This is a genomic window from Prescottella sp. GW823-FHT02E09, assembly GCF_058797375.1.
Genome location: NZ_JBXAJP010000001.1, coordinates 91460 through 110873, shown reverse-complemented (window position 1 = coordinate 110873; position 19414 = coordinate 91460). Strand labels below are relative to the sequence as shown.

Annotated in this window: 15 protein-coding genes; 5 read left to right on the top strand and 10 right to left on the bottom strand. The window is 68.6% G+C overall.

Annotated elements, in window-relative coordinates; translation table 11 throughout:
- The first annotated feature begins 204 nt into the window (after positions 1-204).
- The 5 genes from typA (at position 205) to AC1RIF_RS00475 (ending at position 5848) form a co-directional block, all read left to right on the top strand.
- Positions 205-2100 (top strand): translational GTPase TypA, encoded by a 1896-nt coding sequence (gene typA, locus AC1RIF_RS00495; protein WP_492599422.1) that lies wholly within the window; start codon positions 205-207, stop codon positions 2098-2100.
- 92 nt (positions 2101-2192) lie between these two features.
- Complete coding sequence (locus tag AC1RIF_RS00490) at positions 2193-4031, top strand: ABC transporter family substrate-binding protein (protein ID WP_492599421.1); 1839 nt, start codon at positions 2193-2195, stop codon at positions 4029-4031.
- An 18-nt stretch (positions 4032-4049) separates the two neighbouring features.
- Positions 4050-4928, top strand: a complete 879-nt coding sequence (gene mshB / locus AC1RIF_RS00485; protein ID WP_492599420.1) for an N-acetyl-1-D-myo-inositol-2-amino-2-deoxy-alpha-D-glucopyranoside deacetylase — start codon at positions 4050-4052, stop codon at positions 4926-4928.
- Positions 4929-5223: 295 nt separating this feature from the next.
- On the top strand, positions 5224-5382 hold the full coding sequence (locus AC1RIF_RS00480) for a hypothetical protein (RefSeq protein ID WP_492599419.1): 159 nt from the start codon (positions 5224-5226) through the stop codon (positions 5380-5382).
- 49 nt (positions 5383-5431) lie between these two features.
- On the top strand, positions 5432-5848 hold the full coding sequence (locus tag AC1RIF_RS00475; protein WP_492599418.1) for a hypothetical protein: 417 nt from the start codon (positions 5432-5434) through the stop codon (positions 5846-5848).
- 53 nt (positions 5849-5901) lie between these two features.
- Here AC1RIF_RS00475 and AC1RIF_RS00470 read toward each other — a convergent pair whose 3' ends face one another.
- The 10 genes from AC1RIF_RS00470 to AC1RIF_RS00425 all read right to left on the bottom strand — a co-directional run bounded on the left by AC1RIF_RS00470 (position 5902) and on the right by AC1RIF_RS00425 (position 19242).
- Positions 5902-7167 carry a benzoate/H(+) symporter BenE family transporter gene (locus AC1RIF_RS00470; protein WP_492599417.1) on the bottom strand — a complete coding sequence of 422 codons (1266 nt, stop codon included), beginning with the start codon at positions 7165-7167 and terminating at the stop codon, positions 5902-5904.
- The gene (locus AC1RIF_RS00465) at positions 7164-9866 is read right to left on the bottom strand and encodes a helix-turn-helix transcriptional regulator (RefSeq protein ID WP_492599416.1); all 2703 of its coding nucleotides are present in this window, start codon (positions 9864-9866) and stop codon (positions 7164-7166) included. The genes AC1RIF_RS00470 and AC1RIF_RS00465 overlap by 4 nt, the downstream gene beginning before the upstream one ends.
- A complete protein-coding gene (locus tag AC1RIF_RS00460) occupies positions 9863-11224 on the bottom strand; it encodes an MFS transporter (RefSeq protein WP_492599415.1) in 1362 nt (453 codons plus the stop codon). Before AC1RIF_RS00460 ends, AC1RIF_RS00465 begins: the two co-directional genes overlap by 4 nt.
- A 144-nt stretch (positions 11225-11368) precedes the next feature.
- Positions 11369-12163 carry a 1,6-dihydroxycyclohexa-2,4-diene-1-carboxylate dehydrogenase gene (locus AC1RIF_RS00455; protein ID WP_492599414.1) on the bottom strand — a complete coding sequence of 265 codons (795 nt, stop codon included), beginning with the start codon at positions 12161-12163 and terminating at the stop codon, positions 11369-11371.
- The gene (benC, locus tag AC1RIF_RS00450; RefSeq protein WP_492599413.1) at positions 12160-13728 is read right to left on the bottom strand and encodes a benzoate 1,2-dioxygenase electron transfer component BenC; all 1569 of its coding nucleotides are present in this window, start codon (positions 13726-13728) and stop codon (positions 12160-12162) included. The genes AC1RIF_RS00455 and benC overlap by 4 nt, the downstream gene beginning before the upstream one ends.
- Positions 13729-13761: 33 nt before the next feature.
- Positions 13762-14265, bottom strand: coding sequence for a benzoate 1,2-dioxygenase small subunit (benB, locus tag AC1RIF_RS00445; RefSeq protein ID WP_492599412.1), 504 nt, complete (start codon positions 14263-14265; stop codon positions 13762-13764).
- A 14-nt stretch (positions 14266-14279) separates the two neighbouring features.
- Positions 14280-15659, bottom strand: a complete 1380-nt coding sequence (benA, locus tag AC1RIF_RS00440) for a benzoate 1,2-dioxygenase large subunit (RefSeq protein WP_492599411.1) — start codon at positions 15657-15659, stop codon at positions 14280-14282.
- 180 nt (positions 15660-15839) lie between these two features.
- Positions 15840-17303, bottom strand: a complete 1464-nt coding sequence (locus tag AC1RIF_RS00435) for a benzaldehyde dehydrogenase (protein WP_492599410.1) — start codon at positions 17301-17303, stop codon at positions 15840-15842.
- A gap of 93 nt (positions 17304-17396) precedes the next feature.
- Positions 17397-18359 (bottom strand): AraC-like ligand-binding domain-containing protein, encoded by a 963-nt coding sequence (locus tag AC1RIF_RS00430; RefSeq protein WP_492599409.1) that lies wholly within the window; start codon positions 18357-18359, stop codon positions 17397-17399.
- Positions 18360-18468: 109 nt separating this feature from the next.
- Positions 18469-19242: an IclR family transcriptional regulator domain-containing protein gene (locus AC1RIF_RS00425; RefSeq protein ID WP_492599408.1), complete on the bottom strand. Its 774-nt coding sequence runs from the start codon at positions 19240-19242 to the stop codon at positions 18469-18471.
- Positions 19243-19414: the final 172 nt, after the last annotated feature.

Below are 19414 nucleotides of genomic sequence, written 5' to 3'. Positions count from 1 at the left end.
TATCGATCGACGGTCTCGATGCGAGGTTTCGCGCTGCGGGCGGGTAGGGTATTCGCTGGCCGCAATCCCGGCGCTGACGCGAACATCGTGGACATTCAGTGACGCGGGGTCGCGAATGGGAATCACGCATGCGCGTAGCGGCAGCCAGAAGCCGTACGACACCAAATTCGTGTGGCCCCGTCAGCAGCCAGGAGAACGCCCCGCGTGAGCACCACCAATTTCCGTAACGTCGCCATCGTCGCGCACGTCGACCATGGCAAGACCACTCTTGTCGACGCCATGCTGCGCCAGTCCGGCGCCTTCGCCGAGCGTGCCGAGCTGGTCGACCGCGTCATGGACTCCGGTGACCTCGAACGCGAGAAGGGCATCACCATCCTCGCGAAGAACACCGCCGTGCACCGTCACAACCCGGACGGCACCGTGACCGTCATCAACGTCATCGACACCCCCGGCCACGCCGACTTCGGCGGCGAGGTCGAGCGCGGCCTGTCGATGGTCGACGGCGTCGTCCTGCTCGTCGACGCGTCCGAGGGCCCGCTGCCGCAGACCCGCTTCGTGCTGCGCAAGGCGCTCGCCGCGTCGCTGCCGGTCATCATCGTCGTGAACAAGACGGACCGTCCCGATGCCCGCATCGACGAGGTCGTCACCGAGGCCCAGGACCTGCTCCTGGACCTGGCGTCCGACCTGGACGACGAGGCCGCCGCGGCCGCCGAGGCACTGCTCGACCTGCCGGTCCTCTACGCGTCGGGCCGTGAGGGCAAGGCGTCGATGAACCGTCCGGAGGACGGTCAGGCCCCCGACACCGAGAACCTGAACGTCCTGTTCGACGTTCTCATGGAGCACGTGCCGGCCCCCAAGGGCGATTCCGCCGCCCCGCTGCAGGCACACGTCACCAACCTCGACGCCTCCGACTTCCTGGGCCGCCTCGCGCTGGTCCGTATCCACAACGGCGAGCTGCGCAAGGGGCAGACGGTCGCGTGGATGCACAGTGACGGCGTCAAGAGCGTCAAGATCACCGAGCTGCTCAAGACCGTGGGCGTCAGTCGTGAGCCCGGCGAGGTCGCCGTGGCCGGTGACATCGTCGCCGTCGCCGGTATCCCGGAGATCATGATCGGCGACACCCTCGCCGACATCGAGAACCCGGTCGCGCTGCCGACGATCACCGTCGACGAGCCCGCGATCTCCGTCGTCATCGGCACCAACACGTCGCCGCTCGTCGGCCGCGTCAAGGGCCACAAGCTGACCGCGCGCATGGTCAAGTCGCGCCTCGATTCCGAGCTGGTCGGCAACGTGTCGCTGCGCGTGCTCGACATCGGCCGCCCCGACGCGTGGGAGGTGCAGGGCCGTGGCGAGCTGGCGCTGGCCATCCTCGTCGAGCAGATGCGTCGTGAGGGCTTCGAGCTCACGGTCGGCAAGCCGCAGGTGGTCACCAAGCAGGTCGACGGCAAGCTGCACGAGCCCTTCGAGGAGCTGACGATCGACACCCCCGAGGAGCACCTCGGCGCGATCACGCAGCTGCTGGCCAACCGCAAGGGCAAGATGGTCCAGATGACGAACCACGGCACCGGCTGGGTGCGCATGGAGTTCATCGTCCCGTCGCGTGGCCTGATCGGTTTCCGCACCGACTTCCTCACCGAGACCCGCGGCACCGGCATCGCCAACGCCGTCTCGCACGGCTACGGCCCGTGGGCCGGCGAGATCCGCGCCCGCCACACCGGCTCGCTGGTCTCCGACCGCACCGGCTCGGTCACCCCGTTCGCGATGATCCAGCTGGCCGACCGTGGCACGTTCTTCGTGGAGCCGGGCTCGGACACGTACGAGGGCATGGTCGTGGGCATCAACCCGCGTGCCGAGGACCTCGACATCAATGTCACCAAGGAGAAGAAGCTCACCAACATGCGTTCGGCGACCGCCGACGCCACGGAGACCCTGGCCAAGCCGATCGAGCTGACGCTCGAGGCCGCGATGGAGTTCTGCGCCGGCGACGAGTGCGTCGAGGTCACCCCCGAGGTGATCCGCGTGCGCAAGCTGCACCTGTCGCAGACCGACCGCGCCCGCGAGCGGTCGCGTGCGAAGTCGCGTGACAAGGCCGCACTGTAAGTGTGTGACGCGTTCCGTGCGCGTTGTGCGAGTCTGAACCCTCGCACAACGCGCACGGGCGGGGGAGCCGCTCGCGGAGGGGAGAACCGATAGTGGCTCAGGTCAGGCGCGGGGTGTCCCGTGCATTCGGTCGGCGGGTGCTGGGTGCCGCCGCGGCGGTGTCGATGCTGGCACTGACCGCGTGTACCGCGAACCCACCGCCGCCGGTGGAGAGCACCGACAGCCCCAAGCCGACGACGGCCGTCCCGACCAAGAACACCGTCGTCGTCGCGATCGACGACGTCGGGATCGGCTTCAACCCGCATCTGCTGGCCGACCAGTCGCCCGCGAACTCCGCGGTGAGCGCCCTGGTGTTGCCGAGTCCGTTCCGCCCCGTGGTCGACCCGGCGCGGCCGGGCGTCACCGATTGGGTTCCGGACCCGTCGGTACTGGTGTCCGCCACCGCGACGCCCGAAGCTCCCGTGTCCCCGGAGACTCCCGGTGCAGCGCCCGAGGCTCCCGGTGCGGCGCCGACCACGATCACCTACCAGTTGCGCAACGAGGCCCAGTGGTCCGACGGCGCGCCGATCGCCGCCGAGGACTTCCGCTACCTGTGGCAGCAGATGATCAGTCAGCCCGGTGTCGTCGACCCCGCGGGCTACGGATTGATCGAGGACATCGCGTCGTCCGGTGGCGGGAAGACGGTGACGGTGACGATGTCCGCGCCGTACCCGGCGTGGCGAGAGTTGTTCACCGATCTGTTGCCCTCGCATCTGGTGAAGGATTCGCCGGGCGGATTCGCGCGCGGCCTGTCGGACAACATCCCCGTGTCGGGTGGCCGGTTCCACATCAAGTCGGTCGATCGCGGTCGGGACGAGATCCTGCTCGAGCGCAACGACCGGTTCTGGGACACCCCCGCCAAGCCGGATCAGATCCTCATGCGCCGTGGCGGCTCGCCCGCGCAGCTCGCCGACTCGATGCGGTCCGGCGACGCGCAGGTGGCCCGCGTCCACGGCGGTGCCGCGACGCTGGCACAGCTGTCGGTGATCCCGGACGTGCAGACCGGCACCGAGCTTCAGCCCCGAGTGCTGGCGGTGACGCTCAACGGACGGGTTCCCGCCCTGGCCGACAGGCAGGTGAGACGGGGACTCCTGGGGCTGGTCGACCAGAATCTGCTCGCGACGGTCGGTGCCGGTAGTGAGTCGGCGGCGGTGCCGGCGCGCGCCCAGATCCTGGCTCCGTCCGACCCGGGCTACGCGCCCACCGCACCGCCGGCGCCGACGCGCGAGGAGGCGTTCGGTCTGCTGGCCGCGGCCGGCTACCAGAACGTGCCCGACACCGTCGAGGGCGCCGAGCCGGAGACCCTGACGGAGGGGCGGCTGGTGCACGACGGCGAACAGTTGACGTTGGTGGTGGGGGCGCCCGAGAACGACGACACCGCCGTCGCGGTGGCGAGCACCGTGGCCGATCAGTGGCGCGGCGCGGGTATCGCCGCCTCCGTCGTGTCGCTGCCCGCCGAGGAGTTGTACGGGGAGTCGCTGGCGACGGGCCGCGTCGACGCGGTCGTCGGCTGGGAACGCGCCGGCTCGGATCCGGCCACGTCTCTCGCCTCCAGGTTCGGCTGCCTGCCGCTGACGGCCGCCGAGGCCGCCTCCGCGACACCGGAGCCGGGTTCGGCATCGGCACGCGAGTTGCGGTCGCCGAGCAATCTGTCGGGACTGTGCGAACCGGCGCTGCAACCGGCGATCGACGAGGCGCTGCGCGGCCAGGGTGACGTGGCCCGGGTGATGGCGGACGCCGAGCCCAAGTTGTGGGATCTGGCGGCGGTGCTGCCGGTGCTCCAGGACAACACGGTGGTCGCGGTGGGCCCCGGTGTGGAGGGCGTCGTGATGGGCGGTCCGGTCCAGGTCGGCATCTTCGCCGATGCCGGAGCGTGGACCCGGACGAAGTAGCGAGAGAAACGAGTGGCTGTGAACGGTCGGCGCATTCTGTTCGTCCACGCGCATCCGGACGACGAGACCCTCACCACGGGCGGCACCATCGCGCGCTACGCGGCGGACGGGGCCGAGGTGACGGTGTTGACGTGCACCCTCGGTGAGGAGGGCGAGGTCATCGGCGACCGGTGGGCCGGTCTGGTGGCCGACCGCGCCGATCAGTTGGGGGGCTTCCGGATCCTGGAACTGACCCGGGCACTCGCGGCGCTGGGCGCCTCCGAGCCGCGATTCCTCGGCGGCGCCGGCCGGTGGCGCGATTCGGGCATGGCCGGGACACCGTCGGCCGCGAACCCGCGTGCGTTCGTCAACGCTGACTCGGACGAGGCGGTGGCGGCGCTGGTCGCGGTGATCCGCGAGCTGCGTCCCCAGGTCGTCGTCACGTACGACCCGGTCGGCGGGTACGGGCACCCGGATCACGTTCGGGCACATCACCTCACGACGGCCGCAGTCGAGGCCGCCGGCACCGGAGCCTTCCCCGAGGCGGGTGCGCCGTGGGACGTCGCGAAGTTCTACTGGACGGTGACCGAGGAGTCCGCGCTCGAATCGGGGATCGCCGCGATCGAAACCGTGCCCGCGGGCTGGCGGTTGCCCGAGCCGGGCGAACTGCCACGCGTCCCGGACTCGACGGTCACCGCGGTGGTCGACGTCGCGCCGGTGATGGCAGCGAAGCTCGCCGGGCTCCGCGCGCACCGTACCCAGGTGACCGTGGCGCCGTCGGGCACCGCGTTCGCGTTGTCGAACGACGTCGCGCAGCCGGTCCTGTCCGAGGAGCATTTCGTGCTGGTGCGCGGGCAGTCCGGTCCCGTCGACGAGCGTGGGCGGGAGACGGACCTGTGCGCCGGACTCGGATCCTGACGGCGCTCTGATAGCGCGGGACGTCCGGACGGTACCGGCGCGCATCCAGGAGGAGCCGTTTCGAACCGTGTTGCGCCTTCAGCTGCCGGTGCTTCCACGCAGACACGATCGCCGGAACCGCGGCGCCGATGACGATCCTGGGCGGCCAGTACACAGCCGGCGAGTGCGGATACATCGGCCGGGCGAAGCTACCCGGGCTCGTCGCGGCCCGAACCCCAGTATGCTGTGAGCTACGCCACGTTCGTGGGGGCCCGTTCGTCGGCGCAGACAGCTGTCGAACGGGAGGGTGCGGCGGATGTACAACTGGGAACTCCAGAATGCGATCACGGCGTTCGTGGAGAGTCTGCGGCCGATGGCGCCGTACTTCCACGATCTCTACATCGGGTCGCTGCACGCGTTCGTGCATCAGCAGAGCGAACTGCTCACGATGCTCGGCTACCCGCCGGTACCGTGAGCGGACCCCGACGGCGCGGCGTCGTCGCCGATAGACCACGATCGGTGACATGACCGTCGAGAGCCTCCCCGTCGAGCCGCCCGTGTCCACCGCAGAAGCCCGGACGACGCTGGCGTTGCTCACGTTCGACGGGTTCCTGTGCGCGGTGCTGTCGGTGCTGTTCCTGCCCGCCTACCTCGGGGCTACGCCGTTCCCGGTGAGCATCCTCGTAGCGGCCGTGGTCAATCTGCTGCTGGTGCTCGGTGCGCGCAAGTTCACCGAGCGACCCCTCCTCGCTGCGCTGCCGATCTTCGGCTGGCTGTTCGGCTTCGGTCTGTGCGTGATCGGCGGACCGGGTGGCGACGTGCTGGTGTTCGAGGACTGGCGCACGCTGCTGCTGTTCGTCGCGGCGCTGCTGCCGGCCGGGATCTACCTGTTCCGGGTCCAGCTGGACTCGATCGTGGCCCCGGCTCAGCCTCAGCCGTAGTCCTCGTACTCGCGTGCGGTTGCCACGGCGTGAGGGCCGCCGCCGCGGTGCGGTCATCGCCCCTTCGCGGTTCTCCAGTCCTCCCGTTCGAGTAGCAGCGACACGGCAACACCCGCGATCAGTCCCCAGAAGGCCGCGCCGATCTCGAGGAACTTCACGTCGGCCACCGTCACCAACAGTGCGACGAGCGCCCCCATCGAGTACCTACCCCCGAAGGCCCCGGTGAACGAGCTCTGCAGTGCGCGCAGCAGCGCCAGCCCGCCCAGTGCCGCGACGAAGGACGCGGGCGCGGCCGACATGAGCCGGACGAAGACGGGCGCGAACAGCCCGAACACGATTGCGAGCAGCCCGCACACGATCCCGGCGGTGTACTGGCGTGTGCGCGAACCGGACGCCGTCAGCAGTGCGTTGGTCGGGCCGGTGAGACACGTCGAGACGGCACCCACACAGGCTGCTCCCAGCGACCAGATCCCGCAGGCGATGGTGGCGGCGTTGATCGGAGGGTTGTGACCGGCCGCCCGCAGCACCGCGACGCCCTGGCCGTTCTGCACCACGAGCACGGTGATCGCCAGCGGAATCACGAGCTCGACCATCGCCTGCCACGACCAGACCGGTGTCGTGAAGACGGGGTGGGCCAGCACCCCCGCCGACGACGGTGCCGGGTCGAATCGACCGGACAGCCCGATTGCGACGGCGCCCACGAGAAGGGCGCCCAGCGTCGCCGGCATGATGCGCCCGATCCGGCGGCTGGCGCTCGCCAAGACGAACACGGCCACCATCGGTCCGGCGATGCCGAGGTCGGCGCCGAGGGCCAGGACGAGCTCGACCCCGAAGTGCAGGAACACTCCGGCGACCATCGCGAGCACGATCGGCGCGGGGATCGCGTCCATCACCGGGCGCACCCACCCGGACAGTCCGAGCACCAGTATCAGAACGCCGGTCGCGATGAAGGCGCCCACCACCTCGGGCCACGTGAGGTCGCCGAGCGAACCACCGACCACGACGGTGCCCGGGATGGTCCAGAAGAACGCCAACGGTTGCCGGTACGTCCAGCTCGCGAGGATCGTGAGGATGCCGTTGAGGAAGAAGACGCCGAAGATCCACGACGCGAGTTCGGCCTGCGTCAACTGCCCGGCGGCGCCGGCCGCCAAGATGACGGCTACCGGCCCGGTACACGAGAAGATCAGTCCGACAAGCCCGTTCACGGCATACTCGCCGCCGATATCGGTGCGGAAGCGGCTCAGTGCGGCCCGCGGTCGGGGTGGACGCTCGACGAGCTTCGATCCTGTCGACTCTTTTTCGGAATCGATTGCGGTCACGTGGGTGTTCCCGAGTTCTGGTCACGGAAGAACGCTGCGAGCTCGCCGCGCGAGCGCACCCCGAGCTTGGCGTAGATCCTGGTCAGGTGGTACTGCACGGTCTTGACGGACAAGAACAACTCGCCGGCAACCTCCTTGTTGCTCAGGCCCCCGACAACGAGATCGGTGACCGCGATCTCCTGCGGGGTGAGATCGGTGTGGCTCGCTCCGGCCCGTTTGGCATGGAGACCGCCCGCCTTGAGTTCACGGTCGCATCGTTGGACGTAGGTTTCCGCGCCCAGCTCGTCGTAGAGGCGGCGCGCGGACCGCATCACCGCGTCGGCCTCGCGTCGCTTCCCTGCCCGGCGAAGTGTCTGTCCGTAGGCGAACGTCACCTTCGCGCGGTCGTAGGGGAGAGGGAGCGGTGCCAGCAGGTGCAGTGAAGCCTCGAATGCCTCGACGGCGCCGTCGACATCTCCGCGGGCCCCGAGGATACGACCACGCACGCACCCCAGGCGGGCGGCCGATGAATGATGTCGACGTTCTGCCGCGAGATGCTCATGGGGCCGGAGGAACTCGTCGGCCTCGTCGATACGTCCGGTCATCACGAGGGCGTTCGCGTAGACGTCCGGCCACGGCCACGGCGCGGGTTCGTCGATGCCACCCCGTGGTTGCATGCCGACGAGCGGTTCGAGCGCCCGGAGGGCGCCCTCGTAGTCGGCGACGACCTCCGCGCACTGGGCCTGGGCCAGGCACGCCGGCGCCAGCATGATCTCGTAGTTGTGTGCGGCCGCGGAAGTGTGCCGCAGGTGTTCCTCGGCGCGGGGCCAGTCGCCGCGCAGGGCATGGATGACTGCTCCGGTCCAATGAACCAGCGGGCGAACGACTTCGAGGCCCGACCCGTCGAGTTGGTCGGCCGCTCGGTTCACGGTGTCGAGGGCGTCGTCCCAGGATCCGAGCAGGAAATGCGTGCGGGCGAGCCAGGCCTGGGCCCACAGCGAAATCCGTGCCGAGCCGCTGCGATACACCGTCGGTACGGCGCTCTCGAGTTCGCGCCGCGCAGTCACCGGGTTGTCCAGCGCGGCCTCGAGCCACCCCTTTCCCATGCGGAAACGTTGGGCCTGGGCGCCGCGTGCAGCGCGACTCGACAGCGCCTCGTACGATGCGCGGGCCTCGTCGGTGCGCCCCATGGCTGCCAGGCCGAGGCCCCTGATCGCCTCGGATTCGACTGCCGCTGGTTCGTCGGGGCCTACCAACGCCACTGCTCGGTCGACCCAGGCGACGAGTTCCGTGCCGCGCAGGCGGCAGAGGGAATGGAGCACCATCCGTTGTGAGATGAGCGCAGCCGTGTCCGGGTCCTGCTCCGGATCCACTTCTTGCCAGGCCTTGCCGAGTAGACGTTCCGCCTCTGCGGGCCGGCCGCGCAGGATCGCGAGGTATCCCAGTACGGCGTCCCGTCGAGCGGTGCCACGCATCGATTCGATCTCCGGAACGAACGCGAGTGCCTGGGGGAGGTCGCCCGCGCCGGCCAGTGCGTCGACTCCGCGCACCAGGCGATCCTCCCGCACCGACTTGTCCGGGCTCATTCGGCTCGCCGTGATGAGTGCGTCCGCGACGTCGCACCAAGCCCCGACCGACGCCTGGGTCGTGGCGTAGTCCTCGAGGCGGTCGGCGAGGGTTTCGTCGGCCAGTGGTGTCCCGTCGACGAGGTGGTACAGGCTCCGCCCCTCGTCCTGGACCAGCGCCGCGGCTCGGGTGTGGAGATCGCGCCGTCTGGTGGGGGACAGGTCCGAGCGCACCGCGGCAATTGTCATCGGGTCCGGGAAGTGAACGACAGTCGTTCCCCGTGCGCTGTGGACGGACAGCAGTCCCGCTTCGCTGGCCTGGTCGAGGGCTGCCAACGCGTCGCCGACATCCGCCAGGCCTGCCACTTCGTGGAACGAACTGTCCTGCCCGAGAATTGCGGCCGACTCGACGAGGGTGCGGGTCGAGGGATCCAGCGGTGCGAGGGTTCTGCCGATCGCGGCAGCGTGGGCGCGGGGGACCGGCAGATCGGGCCGCCACTCGAGCCAGTACGCGACCGGTACCTCGTCGAGTAGTTGCTCGATCAGCCGCGGGTTGCCCTGCGTGTGGTCGTGCAGCTGACGCGCGGTTCGTGCGGGGACGTCGATCCCGATGCGGCGGCGGGCGAGGTCCGCTGCTTCGGCGGTGGACAGCGGACCCACATGGACCCGATGACCACGATGCTCCGAAAGGAACTGCGCTACTGCGTCCGTCATGTCCTTCGGTGGTGCGTCGAGCATGATCAGGATCACCGTCAACGGTTCCGGGGCGGCGCGTCGAACGGCCGAAGCCAGGGCCTGGAGCGATTCGATGTCGGCCCAGTGGGCATCATCGACCACGAGGACCGTCGTGCCGTCGCGAAGTTCCAACAGTTGCTGCGCTGCTGCGATCGGGTCGTCGTCCCGAACCGGGGAGCGCAACAACTGTTCGCAAATCGCGTACGGGACCCGGTTCTCCCAGCGGGCTCCCACGGCCCACGAGACCGTGAGGTCCGGACGGCCGCGCAGGAAGTGCTCCACCAGAGCGGATTTCCCGATCCCCGGGCCTCCCTCGACGATCGTCCACGACGAGAGCCCTGCCGACGCGTCCGCGAGCAGGGCCGAGAGCCGGCCCAGTTCGCGGACGCGTCCTGCCAGTGGTGCGCACGGACCCGTCATCCGTCCACCGTAGCCGCGTTCAGCGGGGTGCTGCGGGGGCCGGCGGGAGTCGCTTCGTGACGCTCGCGCGTGGTGACCGGCACGAGGAAGGTCACGGCCATTCCGGCGAGTGCGACACCAGCGAAGATGTAGAACGACACCGCGTTGCTCAGACCGGCGCCGATGAGCAGGCCACCGATGATCGGACCGAGGATGCCGCCGAGGCGGCCGAACCCGGCGCACCAGGCGACGCCGGCGGCACGCGCCGAGGTCGGGTAGTAGTTGGAGACGAATCCGTAGACGAGCACCTGGGTGCCGATGGTGCCGACACCCGCGACGGCGACGCTGACCAGCAGCACGGCGAACGGCAGACCGAGAGTCAACAGCACCAGCGCGAGCGCGGCGAGCCCGAACGTGGTTGCCACGACCCGTTGCGGGCCGGTGATGTCGGCGACACGGGACGCGACGAGCCCGCCGAGGATCGCGCCGCCGTTGAGGACCAGCAGGAACCACAACGATCCCTTGGCGTCGTAGCCCGCATCCTCCATGATCTTCGGCAGCCAGGTGTTGAGCCCGTAGGTCAGTAGCAGGCCGGCGAAGCTCATCAGCCCCAGCAGAGTCGTGCCGAGCGCGTAGCGGCGGGTGGCGAGTGCGGAGTAGCCGACCTTCGGTTCGACCACGGCAGCGTCCGGGGCGGTCGGTGTGGGCAGCCCGAAGCGGGCGGCGACCGCGTGGGCACGGTCCGCGCGTCCGCGGGCGAGGTGCCATTGCGGGGACTCGGGAAGCTTGACCAGTGCCAGCGGGAGCAGGAAGACGATGGGGAGCGCGCCGATCCAGAAGAGTCCGCGCCAACCGATCGAGTCGCGCAGGGCGATCGCCAGGATCGACGCCATGACGCCGCCCGCGGGGACACCGCTGTAGACGATCGCGTTGTACAGATTGCGCTTGCCCGCGGGAGCGAACTCGGCCACCACCGCGCCCGCGGTGGCGACGAGTCCGCCGACGCCGATGCCGGTGAGGAACCGCAGCAGGCCGAACGCGGTGATCGAGGACGCCGTGGCCGCCGCGGCCATACCGATCGAGAACCAGGCAATGTTGATCAGCATCATCTTTCGACGGCCGACGTAGTCGCCGATCGCGCCCGAGACCAGTGCGCCGACCATGACCCCGACCAGGGCATAGGACCCGAGCGCGCCTGCCTGTTGCGCCGAGATCGCGCCGATCTGTGTGGGATCCGCCATGAGCGTGGGGAGCACGGTGCCGTAGACGACGAGGTCGTACCCGTCGAAGACGATCGCGATCGCGGAGATGGCGACCACCCAGTTGACGGTGCGACGGTGGGCGGGACTGGCCCAGGTCTGATTCGAGGTGTCGGGCATGACGGGGCTCCGATACAGTTTGGTGACCGACGTGGAGTCGATCACAAAATGGCGTTCAAATGGCCTGTGTCACAGTCGAATTCGGGCCGAATAGGGCCCCGCCGACAACTCGGGGTGAGTGTCGGCGAGGCCGTATTCGGGGCGTCAGCCCTGGTCGCCTCCGGCGACAGGGAGGACGGACCCGGTGATGTACGACGCCTCGTCGGAGGCGAGGAAGACGATCGCAGCGGCCTGCTCGTCGAGCGTGCCGTAGCGCTTGAGCAGCGAGGAGTCGACGGTCTGGTCGACGATCTGCTGATACCAGTGTCTTTCCTGCTCGGTCTGCGCCCCCGGTCCGCGGGCGACGCGCCGGGCAGGTGCATCGGTGCCGCCGGGCGCGGTGGCGACCACCCGGATCCCGTACTGCGCCACCTCGAGTGCGAGGGCCGCGGTGATGGCATTGACCCCACCCTTCGCGGCCGCGTAGGGCACGCGATTGATGCCTCGTGTCGCCACCGAGGACACGTTGACGATGGTGCCGGCCGACTGCTCGATGAGGCGCGGCAGCACCGCCCGGCACGTCCACAGCGTCGGGAACAGCGAGCGCTGCACCTCGGCCTGGACCTGCTCCGGCGTGTAGTGCTGGTACGGCTTGGCCCAGATGGTTCCGCCGACGTTGTTGATCACCACGTCGATTCGGCCGTGCCGGTCGCCGGCCTCGTCGACCGCGGCCTGCGCTCCCGCGAAGGTCTCGAGGTCTGCAGTCACGGAGTGCGCCGAAGCGCCGTTTCGGCGAACCTCGTGTGCCACGTCGTGGACGAGCTCGGACCGGTCGACGAGGACGACGGCGCCGCCCTCGGCCGCGACACGCGCGGCAACCGCGCAACCGATGCCCTGCGCCGCGCCGGTGACGACGACAACCTTGCCGTCGAAACGGTCGGGACACACGCGCGCGCTCATGCGACGCCCGCAGGACGGGCCGATTCCGCGATCGCTCGGCACATGGTGGCCTTGGCGTGCTCGGAGTGGCTGACGATCAGCGCCCGGGCCGCCGCCCGATCGCCGCGCTCGAAGGCCTGCACGATCTCGAGGTGGTCGTGTGGGACCTGCTCGTCGACCCACTGGGCGGTCCGCAGGACCCGCTTCATCAGCTGCGTCACCTCGAGGCGGTTGTACGCCTCGAGCAGCACCGGATTGGCGCAGCAACGGAACAGATACTCGTGGAAGACCGCATTGGCGTCGGTGAACGCCGCCGCGTCGGTGAAGTGGTCCGCATCGATCGACGCGCCCGTCGCCTCTGCGAGGATCCGGAACTCGACCAGCTGCTCGGGGGTGAGTCGGCCGATCGTCAGCTCCATCGCGCCGAGCTCGAGGGCCATCCGGGCGTCGAACTGCGCGTCCGACTCGGCGACGGGAGCGTGCTCCTCGCCGATCTCGTACGCGGCCGCTTCGGCTCCGGTGGTGTCGGGCTCGGTCGCTGCGGGTGCCTCGGCAGCCGAATCGCCGGTCGCGGCCGAGGTGTTGAACTTCTCGAAGTAGAAGTTCGCCGGGGTGATGCCTTCGGCGTCGAGGTGGGCGCGGACCGCCTCGACCATCGGCGGCGGGCCGCACAGGTAGATGTCGACGTCGCCGTCGTTGAGGTGCTTCGGCTCGAACAGTCCGGTCACGTAGCCCTTGTTCACCGCCGTCGAGTTCGGATCGGAGACCACCGTGTCGAAGGTGAAGTTCGACAGCGAGCGGGTGTATGCGTCGAGCTTGTCCAACTCGACCAGATCGTGGTCGAAGGTGACGCCGTAGATGAGGTGGACGGGGAGCGCGGTGTCACCGCCGTCCTGGGCGGCCAACTTGGCCAGCATTGCGAGCAGCGGTGCCAGTCCGGTGCCGCCCGCGAGCAGCAGGGCGGGGCGCTTGCGCTCGCGCAGGAAGAAACTCCCCAGCGGGCCGGTGAACTCGAGAGTGTCGCCGACCTGTGCCCGATCGCGCAGGTACTCGGACATCAGGCCACCCTCGGTGATCTTCACGAGGAACGACAGCACGTCGTCGTGCGGGCCGGTGCTGAACGAGTACGACCGGGTCTGGTCCGTGCCGGGCACCCGGATGTTCACGTACTGGCCCGGTAGGAACACCAGCTCGTCCCGGTTGGGGATCTCGACGGTGAACCCGACGGTGCTGGGGGAGAACCGGCGGATCTCGGTGATCGTAGACGTGAACGTCGCCGCCGAGGTCTTGGCGACATCCGAGGTCGTCGAGATCTGCAGCACCAGATCGCTTTCCGGCGTCATCTGGCACGGCAGGCAGTAGCCCTGCGCTGCCTCGTCGTCGGTGAGCGCCTCCTCGATGTAGTCGCCGCCGTCGTAGCTGCCGGACTCGCAGAGCGCCTTGCAGGTGCCGCACGCACCGTCGCGGCAGTCCAGCGGAATGTTGATACGGGCCTTGTAGGACGCGTCGGCGACTGTCTCGTTCGGGCCGCACTTGACGAAGCGGGTCACCCCGTCCTCGAAGCTCAATGCCACCTGAAAGCTCATGACATCGACCTCCTTTCGTGAATTGGGGGTGAATCAGACGACGTAGACGTCCACGATGTGGTGGATGTAGTCGTTCTTGAGCACGATCTTCTTCTTCTTGATCACCGGCTGCGAACCGGAGACGTCGAGGGTGACGAAGGTCGTCCCGAAGTAGGTGTCGGTGGTGTTGTAGCGGAAGTACAGCGAGAACCAGTTGTGACGCAGGTCGATTTCGCCGGCCCGTCGCTCGAGTACCTCGACGTTCGTCACGTTGTGTCCGGTCCGCGGCTCCGGCAACGACGTCGCCGACGAGCGGTCGGTGCGGATCCGGAACACACGATCCTCGAGGCCACCTCGGTTGGGGTAGTAGATGAGCGAGATCTCGGACTGCGGGTCCTCGGTGAGTTCGCCGGCGTCGTCCCACGCGGGCATCCAGTACTCGGCCTCGGGGTGGTAGCACTCGAGCCACTTCTCGAACTCGCGGTCGTCGAGCAGGCGCGCCTCACGGTAGAGGAACTGCTCGATGTCGTTCTGGGTCAAATCCATTGCAGCAGTCATGATCGGAACTCTCTTCAGCGCTCGGTGGCGGCGTCAGCGGACAGGGCGGCTTCGGCCTCCACGGCCGCGCGCATGGTGTCGAGCCAGTACCCGTGCTGGATCGGGTAGAGACCCTCGTCCTCGGTCTTGACTCCACTCGAGAGCACGTTCGTCATGCCCAGGTCGGTGGCGACCTCGTCCGGACCGTTCAGCTGGTGGGTGACTCCGCGGCTGAGATCGTTCCACGGCGCTGCGGTGGCGAGATACGTCTTCTGGCAGGAGCGGAACTCCTCGAGATCGTCCGGTGTCGCCATGCCGGTGGCGTTGAAGAAGTCCTCGTACTGGCGGATCCGGTTGGCGCGTGCGACCGCGCTCTCACCCTTCGGCGCGATGCAGTAGATCGTGACCTCGGTCTTGTCCACCGAGATCGGCCGCAGGTGCCGGATCTGGCTCGAGAACTGGTCCATCAGATAGACATTCGGGTACAGGCACAGGTTGCGCGACGCGCCGACCATGAACTCGGCCTTCTTCTCGCCGAACTGTTCGGCGAGCTCGGCCTTGCGCTCGAACAGCGGGCGGTCCTCCGGGTTACCCCACCACATCCACAGCAGCAGGTGACCGTGGTCGTACGAGTAGTACCCGCCGCCCTGCTTGCCCCACGTGCCGGCATCCATCGCCTTGGTCTCGTTGGCGGACTCTCCGGAGCCGCGGCGGGCCGTCGTGGCCGCGTAGTTCCAGTGCGTGGCGGAGACGTGGTAGCCGTCAGCACCGTTCTCGGCCTGCAACTTCCAGTTGCCGTCGAACGTGTATGTCGACGAACCGCGCAGGACCTCGAGCCCCTCGGGTGACTGGTCGACGATCATGTCGATGATCTTGGTGGTGTCGCCGAGGTGCTCCTCGAGCGGCTTGACGTCCGGGTTCAGGCTGCCGAACAGGAACCCACGGTAGCTCTCGAACCGGGCGACACGAGTGAGGTCGTGGCTGCCGTCGGTGTTGAACTGCTCCGGGTAGCCGGCGTCACGCGGGTCCTTGACCTTGAGCAGCTTGCCCTTGTTGTTGAACGTCCAGCCGTGGAAGGGGCACGTGAAAGTGGTGCGGTTGTCCGTCTTGCGGCGGCACAGCATCGCGCCACGGTGGCTGCACGCATTGATCAGACAGTTCAGTTCGCCGTCCTTGCTGCGGCTGATGACGACGGGCTGGCGTCCGATGTACGTGGTGAAGTAGTCGCCCACGTTCGGGATCTGGCTCTCGTGCGCGAGGTAGATCCAGTTGCCCTCGAAGATGTGCTTCATCTCGAGGTCGAAGATCTCCTCGTCGGTGAAGATGCTCCGCCGAACCTGGTGGCGACCGGTCTCGGCGTCCTCCACCAGCGCGTCGGACAGTTTTGCGCACATGCTGTCGAGGGTTTCGGTCATGGGATTCTCCAGTTCTCGCTCTGCTCGCACTGGCCGGCGACTCGGCTCCGGTGCGGCTGTGTAGTTCAGACTGACACGACGTGTCGGCAGTCACATCAGGCAAATGCCTAGTTCCGACCAGGACCCCAGGGTGGTCGCCGAAGTTGTTGCGTATCAGAGTTGTCGGGACGTGCTCGGTGGTCAGAAGGGGAAGAGCTGCGCGGCGGGGCGGCTGGTGCGCCACTGCCACTGGGTGAACTCGTCCCAGCTGCTCTGCGTGCCGAAGCTGGCCTTGTTGCCGGATGCTCCGAACCCGCCGAAGGGGGCGTAGGCATCGTTGTTCAAGGTCTGGTCGTTGATGTGCACCATGCCCGTTCGCAGCTGATCGGCGACCGCGTGGCCGCGGTCGACCGAGCCGGTCTGGATCGCGGCCACGAGCCCGTACTCGCTGTCGTTGGCGACCGCGATCGCCTCGGCCTCGTCCTTGACCACGGTGACCGGGGCGACCGGGCCGAAGATCTCCTCGCGGAACGCGGGCATCGTCGTGGTCACGGCCGCGAGGACGGTCGGCCGGTAGAACAGGCCGTCGAAGGTTCCGCCCGTGCGGATCTCGGCGCCGGCGGCCTCGGTGTCACGGACGATGCGGTCGACACCGGCCAGCTGGCGCGCGTTGATCAGTGGGCCGAGCGCGACCTCGGCGGTGTTCGGATCGCCCACCGGCAGAGCCGACGCCCGCCGGGTCAGTCGGTCGAGGTACTCGTCGGCGACGTTCTCGAGCACGATGTGCCGGCCGGCGGTCATACACACCTGGCCCTGATGGAGGAAGGATCCCCACGCGCCCGCGGAGCTCGCGGCATCGAGGTCGGCGTCGTCGAGGACGATCAGCGCGTTGTTGCCACCGAGTTCGAGCGAGACGCGCTTGAGTGCGCGGCCCGCGGTGGCGCCTACCTGACGGCCCACCGCGGTGGACCCGGTGAAGGAGATCATCGCGATGTCGGGGTGCTCGGTGAGCGCCTGACCGGCCTCGGCTTCACCGGTGACGACGTGCAGTAGACCTTCGGGCAGTCCGGCCCGGGCGAACAGCTCGGCGATCACCACGCCGCCGCTCACGGCGGTGTGGACGTCCGACTTGAGTACCACCGAATTGCCCAGTGCGAGCGCCGGAGCGACGGCCCGCATGGCCAGCAGGAACGGGAAGTTCCACGGGCTGATCACGCCGACGACCCCGAGCGGCACGCGCCGAGCGACACTCTGGCGCCCCTCCTCGCTCGACGGCAGCAGGTGACCCCAGGGCTGAGTGGGCAGTGCCGAGGCTTCCCACAGTTCGGAGAGCACGAGCCCGACCTCGAACGCGGCCTTGCCGGGGACGGAGCCGCCCTCGCGGATCAGCCAGCGTTCCACTTCGGCGCGATGCGTCTCCAGCGTGAGCGCCGCGCGACGCATCACCTCGGCGCGTGCCTGGCCGGTGCGGGCGGCCCAGTTCGGCTGCGAGCGCGCCGCGGTCCGCGCGGCGCGGTCGATGTCGGCTGCCGATGCGACGCCGACGGTACCGAGCTCGGCGCCGGTGGCCGGCTCCGTCACGATCACGGAACCGCCGGTCGGGTCGATCCAGCCCCCGTCGAAGATCTTGCCGTGCCAGGACTCGTTTCCGAGGAGATCAGACATGGGATGCCCCTTGCTCGTCGATTCTTCTTGTCGATGACACTGTGACCCGGGAGACAGTCGTCGAGTTGGCATTGCGCGCCAGGGTGATTGACCTCAGGCGACGGATCGTCTGCGTCCGGTTGCACGGACCTCCGACGGGGAGGCTCCGTACGCGGCGCGGAAGGCCCGGCTGAACGTCGGGGCGTCGACGAAGCACCAGCGCGCCGCAAGTGCGGCGATGGTGCGGTCGGCGAATCGGGAATCCGTGAGATCCCGGTGGGCCCCTTCCAGGCGTTCGTGGCGGATGAGTTCGCTGACGGTCCGTCCGTAGTCCTCGAACTGACGCTGCAGTGTCCGCGGGGAGACGTGCACTGCGGCGGCGACCGAGGCGAGGCTGAGGTCCGGGTCGCAGATGTTTCGACGAATGTGCCGCAGCGCCTGCTGCCGGATTGCGTAGGACGAGGTGTCCGTCGCGGATGCGTCGGCCGTCAGGACCGCCGAGGCGAGATTCATGCCTGCATCGCCGAGAAGCGGTGCGGTGCAGTCGTCGACGCGTCCGGACTCGGCTGCGGCCGAGGTGATGAATCCGACCAGAAGTGCGCCGGCGCCTCGTCGGATGTCGTAGACATGCTCCATGGTTCGCGTGAGATCGGTGGGGGACAGACCCAGCGCGGGCCGGGAGAACGTCATCACCGCACACGCCCACGGTCCGTCGAACCGCAGTTCGTACGGCTTGGCGACGTCGTAGAAGACGAGTTGCCCGGGATCGGCGACCAGTTCACGGTCCTCCTGGTGGAGCACGGCGCGCCCGCTGGTCATCGCGCATATCTTGAGCGAGTCGGAGGAATGCCGCTGCGCCGCCCGGGACGTGCGGCGCAGCGTCTGCGGATTTCCGCGGATCGTGAACGCGTCCACGTCGCCCAGGCGCGCGGACCTCAGCTCGCCGGTCGGTTGGGCGTCGCGGGCGGGTGCCGCGGCCAGCCCGCCGAACTCGCTCGACAGTGACGCGTTCCAGGCCTCGGTCGACGGTCGGGGCCGCGCCGGAGCCTCGTCGCCTGTGCTCATCTCGGGGCTCATGGCCGAACACCTCACCTCATCGACGGTCGAACCTGAACTCGACTCTCACATCGGGGACCCAGGTGTGCACCGGGCAAGTACCTAGTCTCGGCCCAGGGTCGGCCCGGGTTCAGTCGGCGTGGTAGCCCAGGTCGGCGCTGAGGGCGTCCGCCTCGCGGACGAGGAACTCGGCGACCTCGTCACGGAACCGGTCGGGGGTCGACCGGCCCATCGAGGTCGAGCATGCGGTAACCCCGACGACGGCGCCGCTCGCGTCCCTGACCGGCGCGGACAGCGAGATCAGGCCCTGTTCGAGCTCCTCTGCCGTGAGTGCGAAGCCGTCCCGTCGGACTGTCTCGAGTGCTGCGCGGAGTTCGTCCGCGGAGCCCACCGTGTGCGGGGTCAGCTTCTCGAAGCTCGAGTGCTGGATCACCCGGTCGACGGTGTCGGCCGGCGCCCACGCGAGCAGTGCCCGCCCCATCGACGTCGCGTACGCTGGCACCCGAGTTCCGACGGAGACGTTGATGCTCATGATGCGCCGCACCGGAACTCGGGCGGCGTACACGACATCGGTGCCGTCGAGCACGCCGATCGAGGCGGACTCGTGGGTGGTTTCGGCGATCTCCATCAAGCGTGGCATCGCCGCGTCGATGAGTGCGTGCGAAGCCGAGTAGTGCCGCCCGATGCTCAGGACCCGCGGGGTGAGGGACCACCGCCCGTTGTGCCCGGTGACGTATCCGAGTTTCTGGAGGGTGAGCAGGATCCGGCGGACCGCCGGACGGGACAGCTCGGTCTCGGCGGCAAGTTCGGCCAGCGTGGGTGTCGGGCGAGATTCGTTGAACGCGAGAAGAACTGCGAATCCACGTTCGATGCTCTGGATGTAGTCGCGATCGTTCTCGCTCAAATTCGTCCCACCACCTGCGGCTCGTAAATCGGATCCACCACGCCTGTTGACAAATCCTGTGACCTGGCGAACAGTATCAGCGTACGCACAGCGGCATGCAAGTACGCACAGCGTACGCCGCGTGCATCGCCGGCGGGAGCAGCCCCCCGCCCGGCATCTCGAATTCCGTCGG

Coding starts and splice junctions, on each gene's coding strand:
- AC1RIF_RS00480 (WP_492599419.1), top strand. CDS start 5,224: ATGTACAACTGGGAACTCCAGAATGCGATCACGGCGTTCGTGGAGAGT.
- AC1RIF_RS00475 (WP_492599418.1), top strand. CDS start 5,432: ATGACCGTCGAGAGCCTCCCCGTCGAGCCGCCCGTGTCCACCGCAGAA.
- AC1RIF_RS00465 (WP_492599416.1), bottom strand. CDS start 9,866: ATGACGGGTCCGTGCGCACCACTGGCAGGACGCGTCCGCGAACTGGGC.
- AC1RIF_RS00460 (WP_492599415.1), bottom strand. CDS start 11,224: ATGCCCGACACCTCGAATCAGACCTGGGCCAGTCCCGCCCACCGTCGC.
- AC1RIF_RS00455 (WP_492599414.1), bottom strand. CDS start 12,163: ATGAGCGCGCGCGTGTGTCCCGACCGTTTCGACGGCAAGGTTGTCGTC.
- benC (WP_492599413.1), bottom strand. CDS start 13,728: ATGAGCTTTCAGGTGGCATTGAGCTTCGAGGACGGGGTGACCCGCTTC.
- benB (WP_492599412.1), bottom strand. CDS start 14,265: ATGACTGCTGCAATGGATTTGACCCAGAACGACATCGAGCAGTTCCTC.
- benA (WP_492599411.1), bottom strand. CDS start 15,659: ATGACCGAAACCCTCGACAGCATGTGCGCAAAACTGTCCGACGCGCTG.
- AC1RIF_RS00435 (WP_492599410.1), bottom strand. CDS start 17,303: ATGTCTGATCTCCTCGGAAACGAGTCCTGGCACGGCAAGATCTTCGAC.
- AC1RIF_RS00430 (WP_492599409.1), bottom strand. CDS start 18,359: ATGAGCCCCGAGATGAGCACAGGCGACGAGGCTCCGGCGCGGCCCCGA.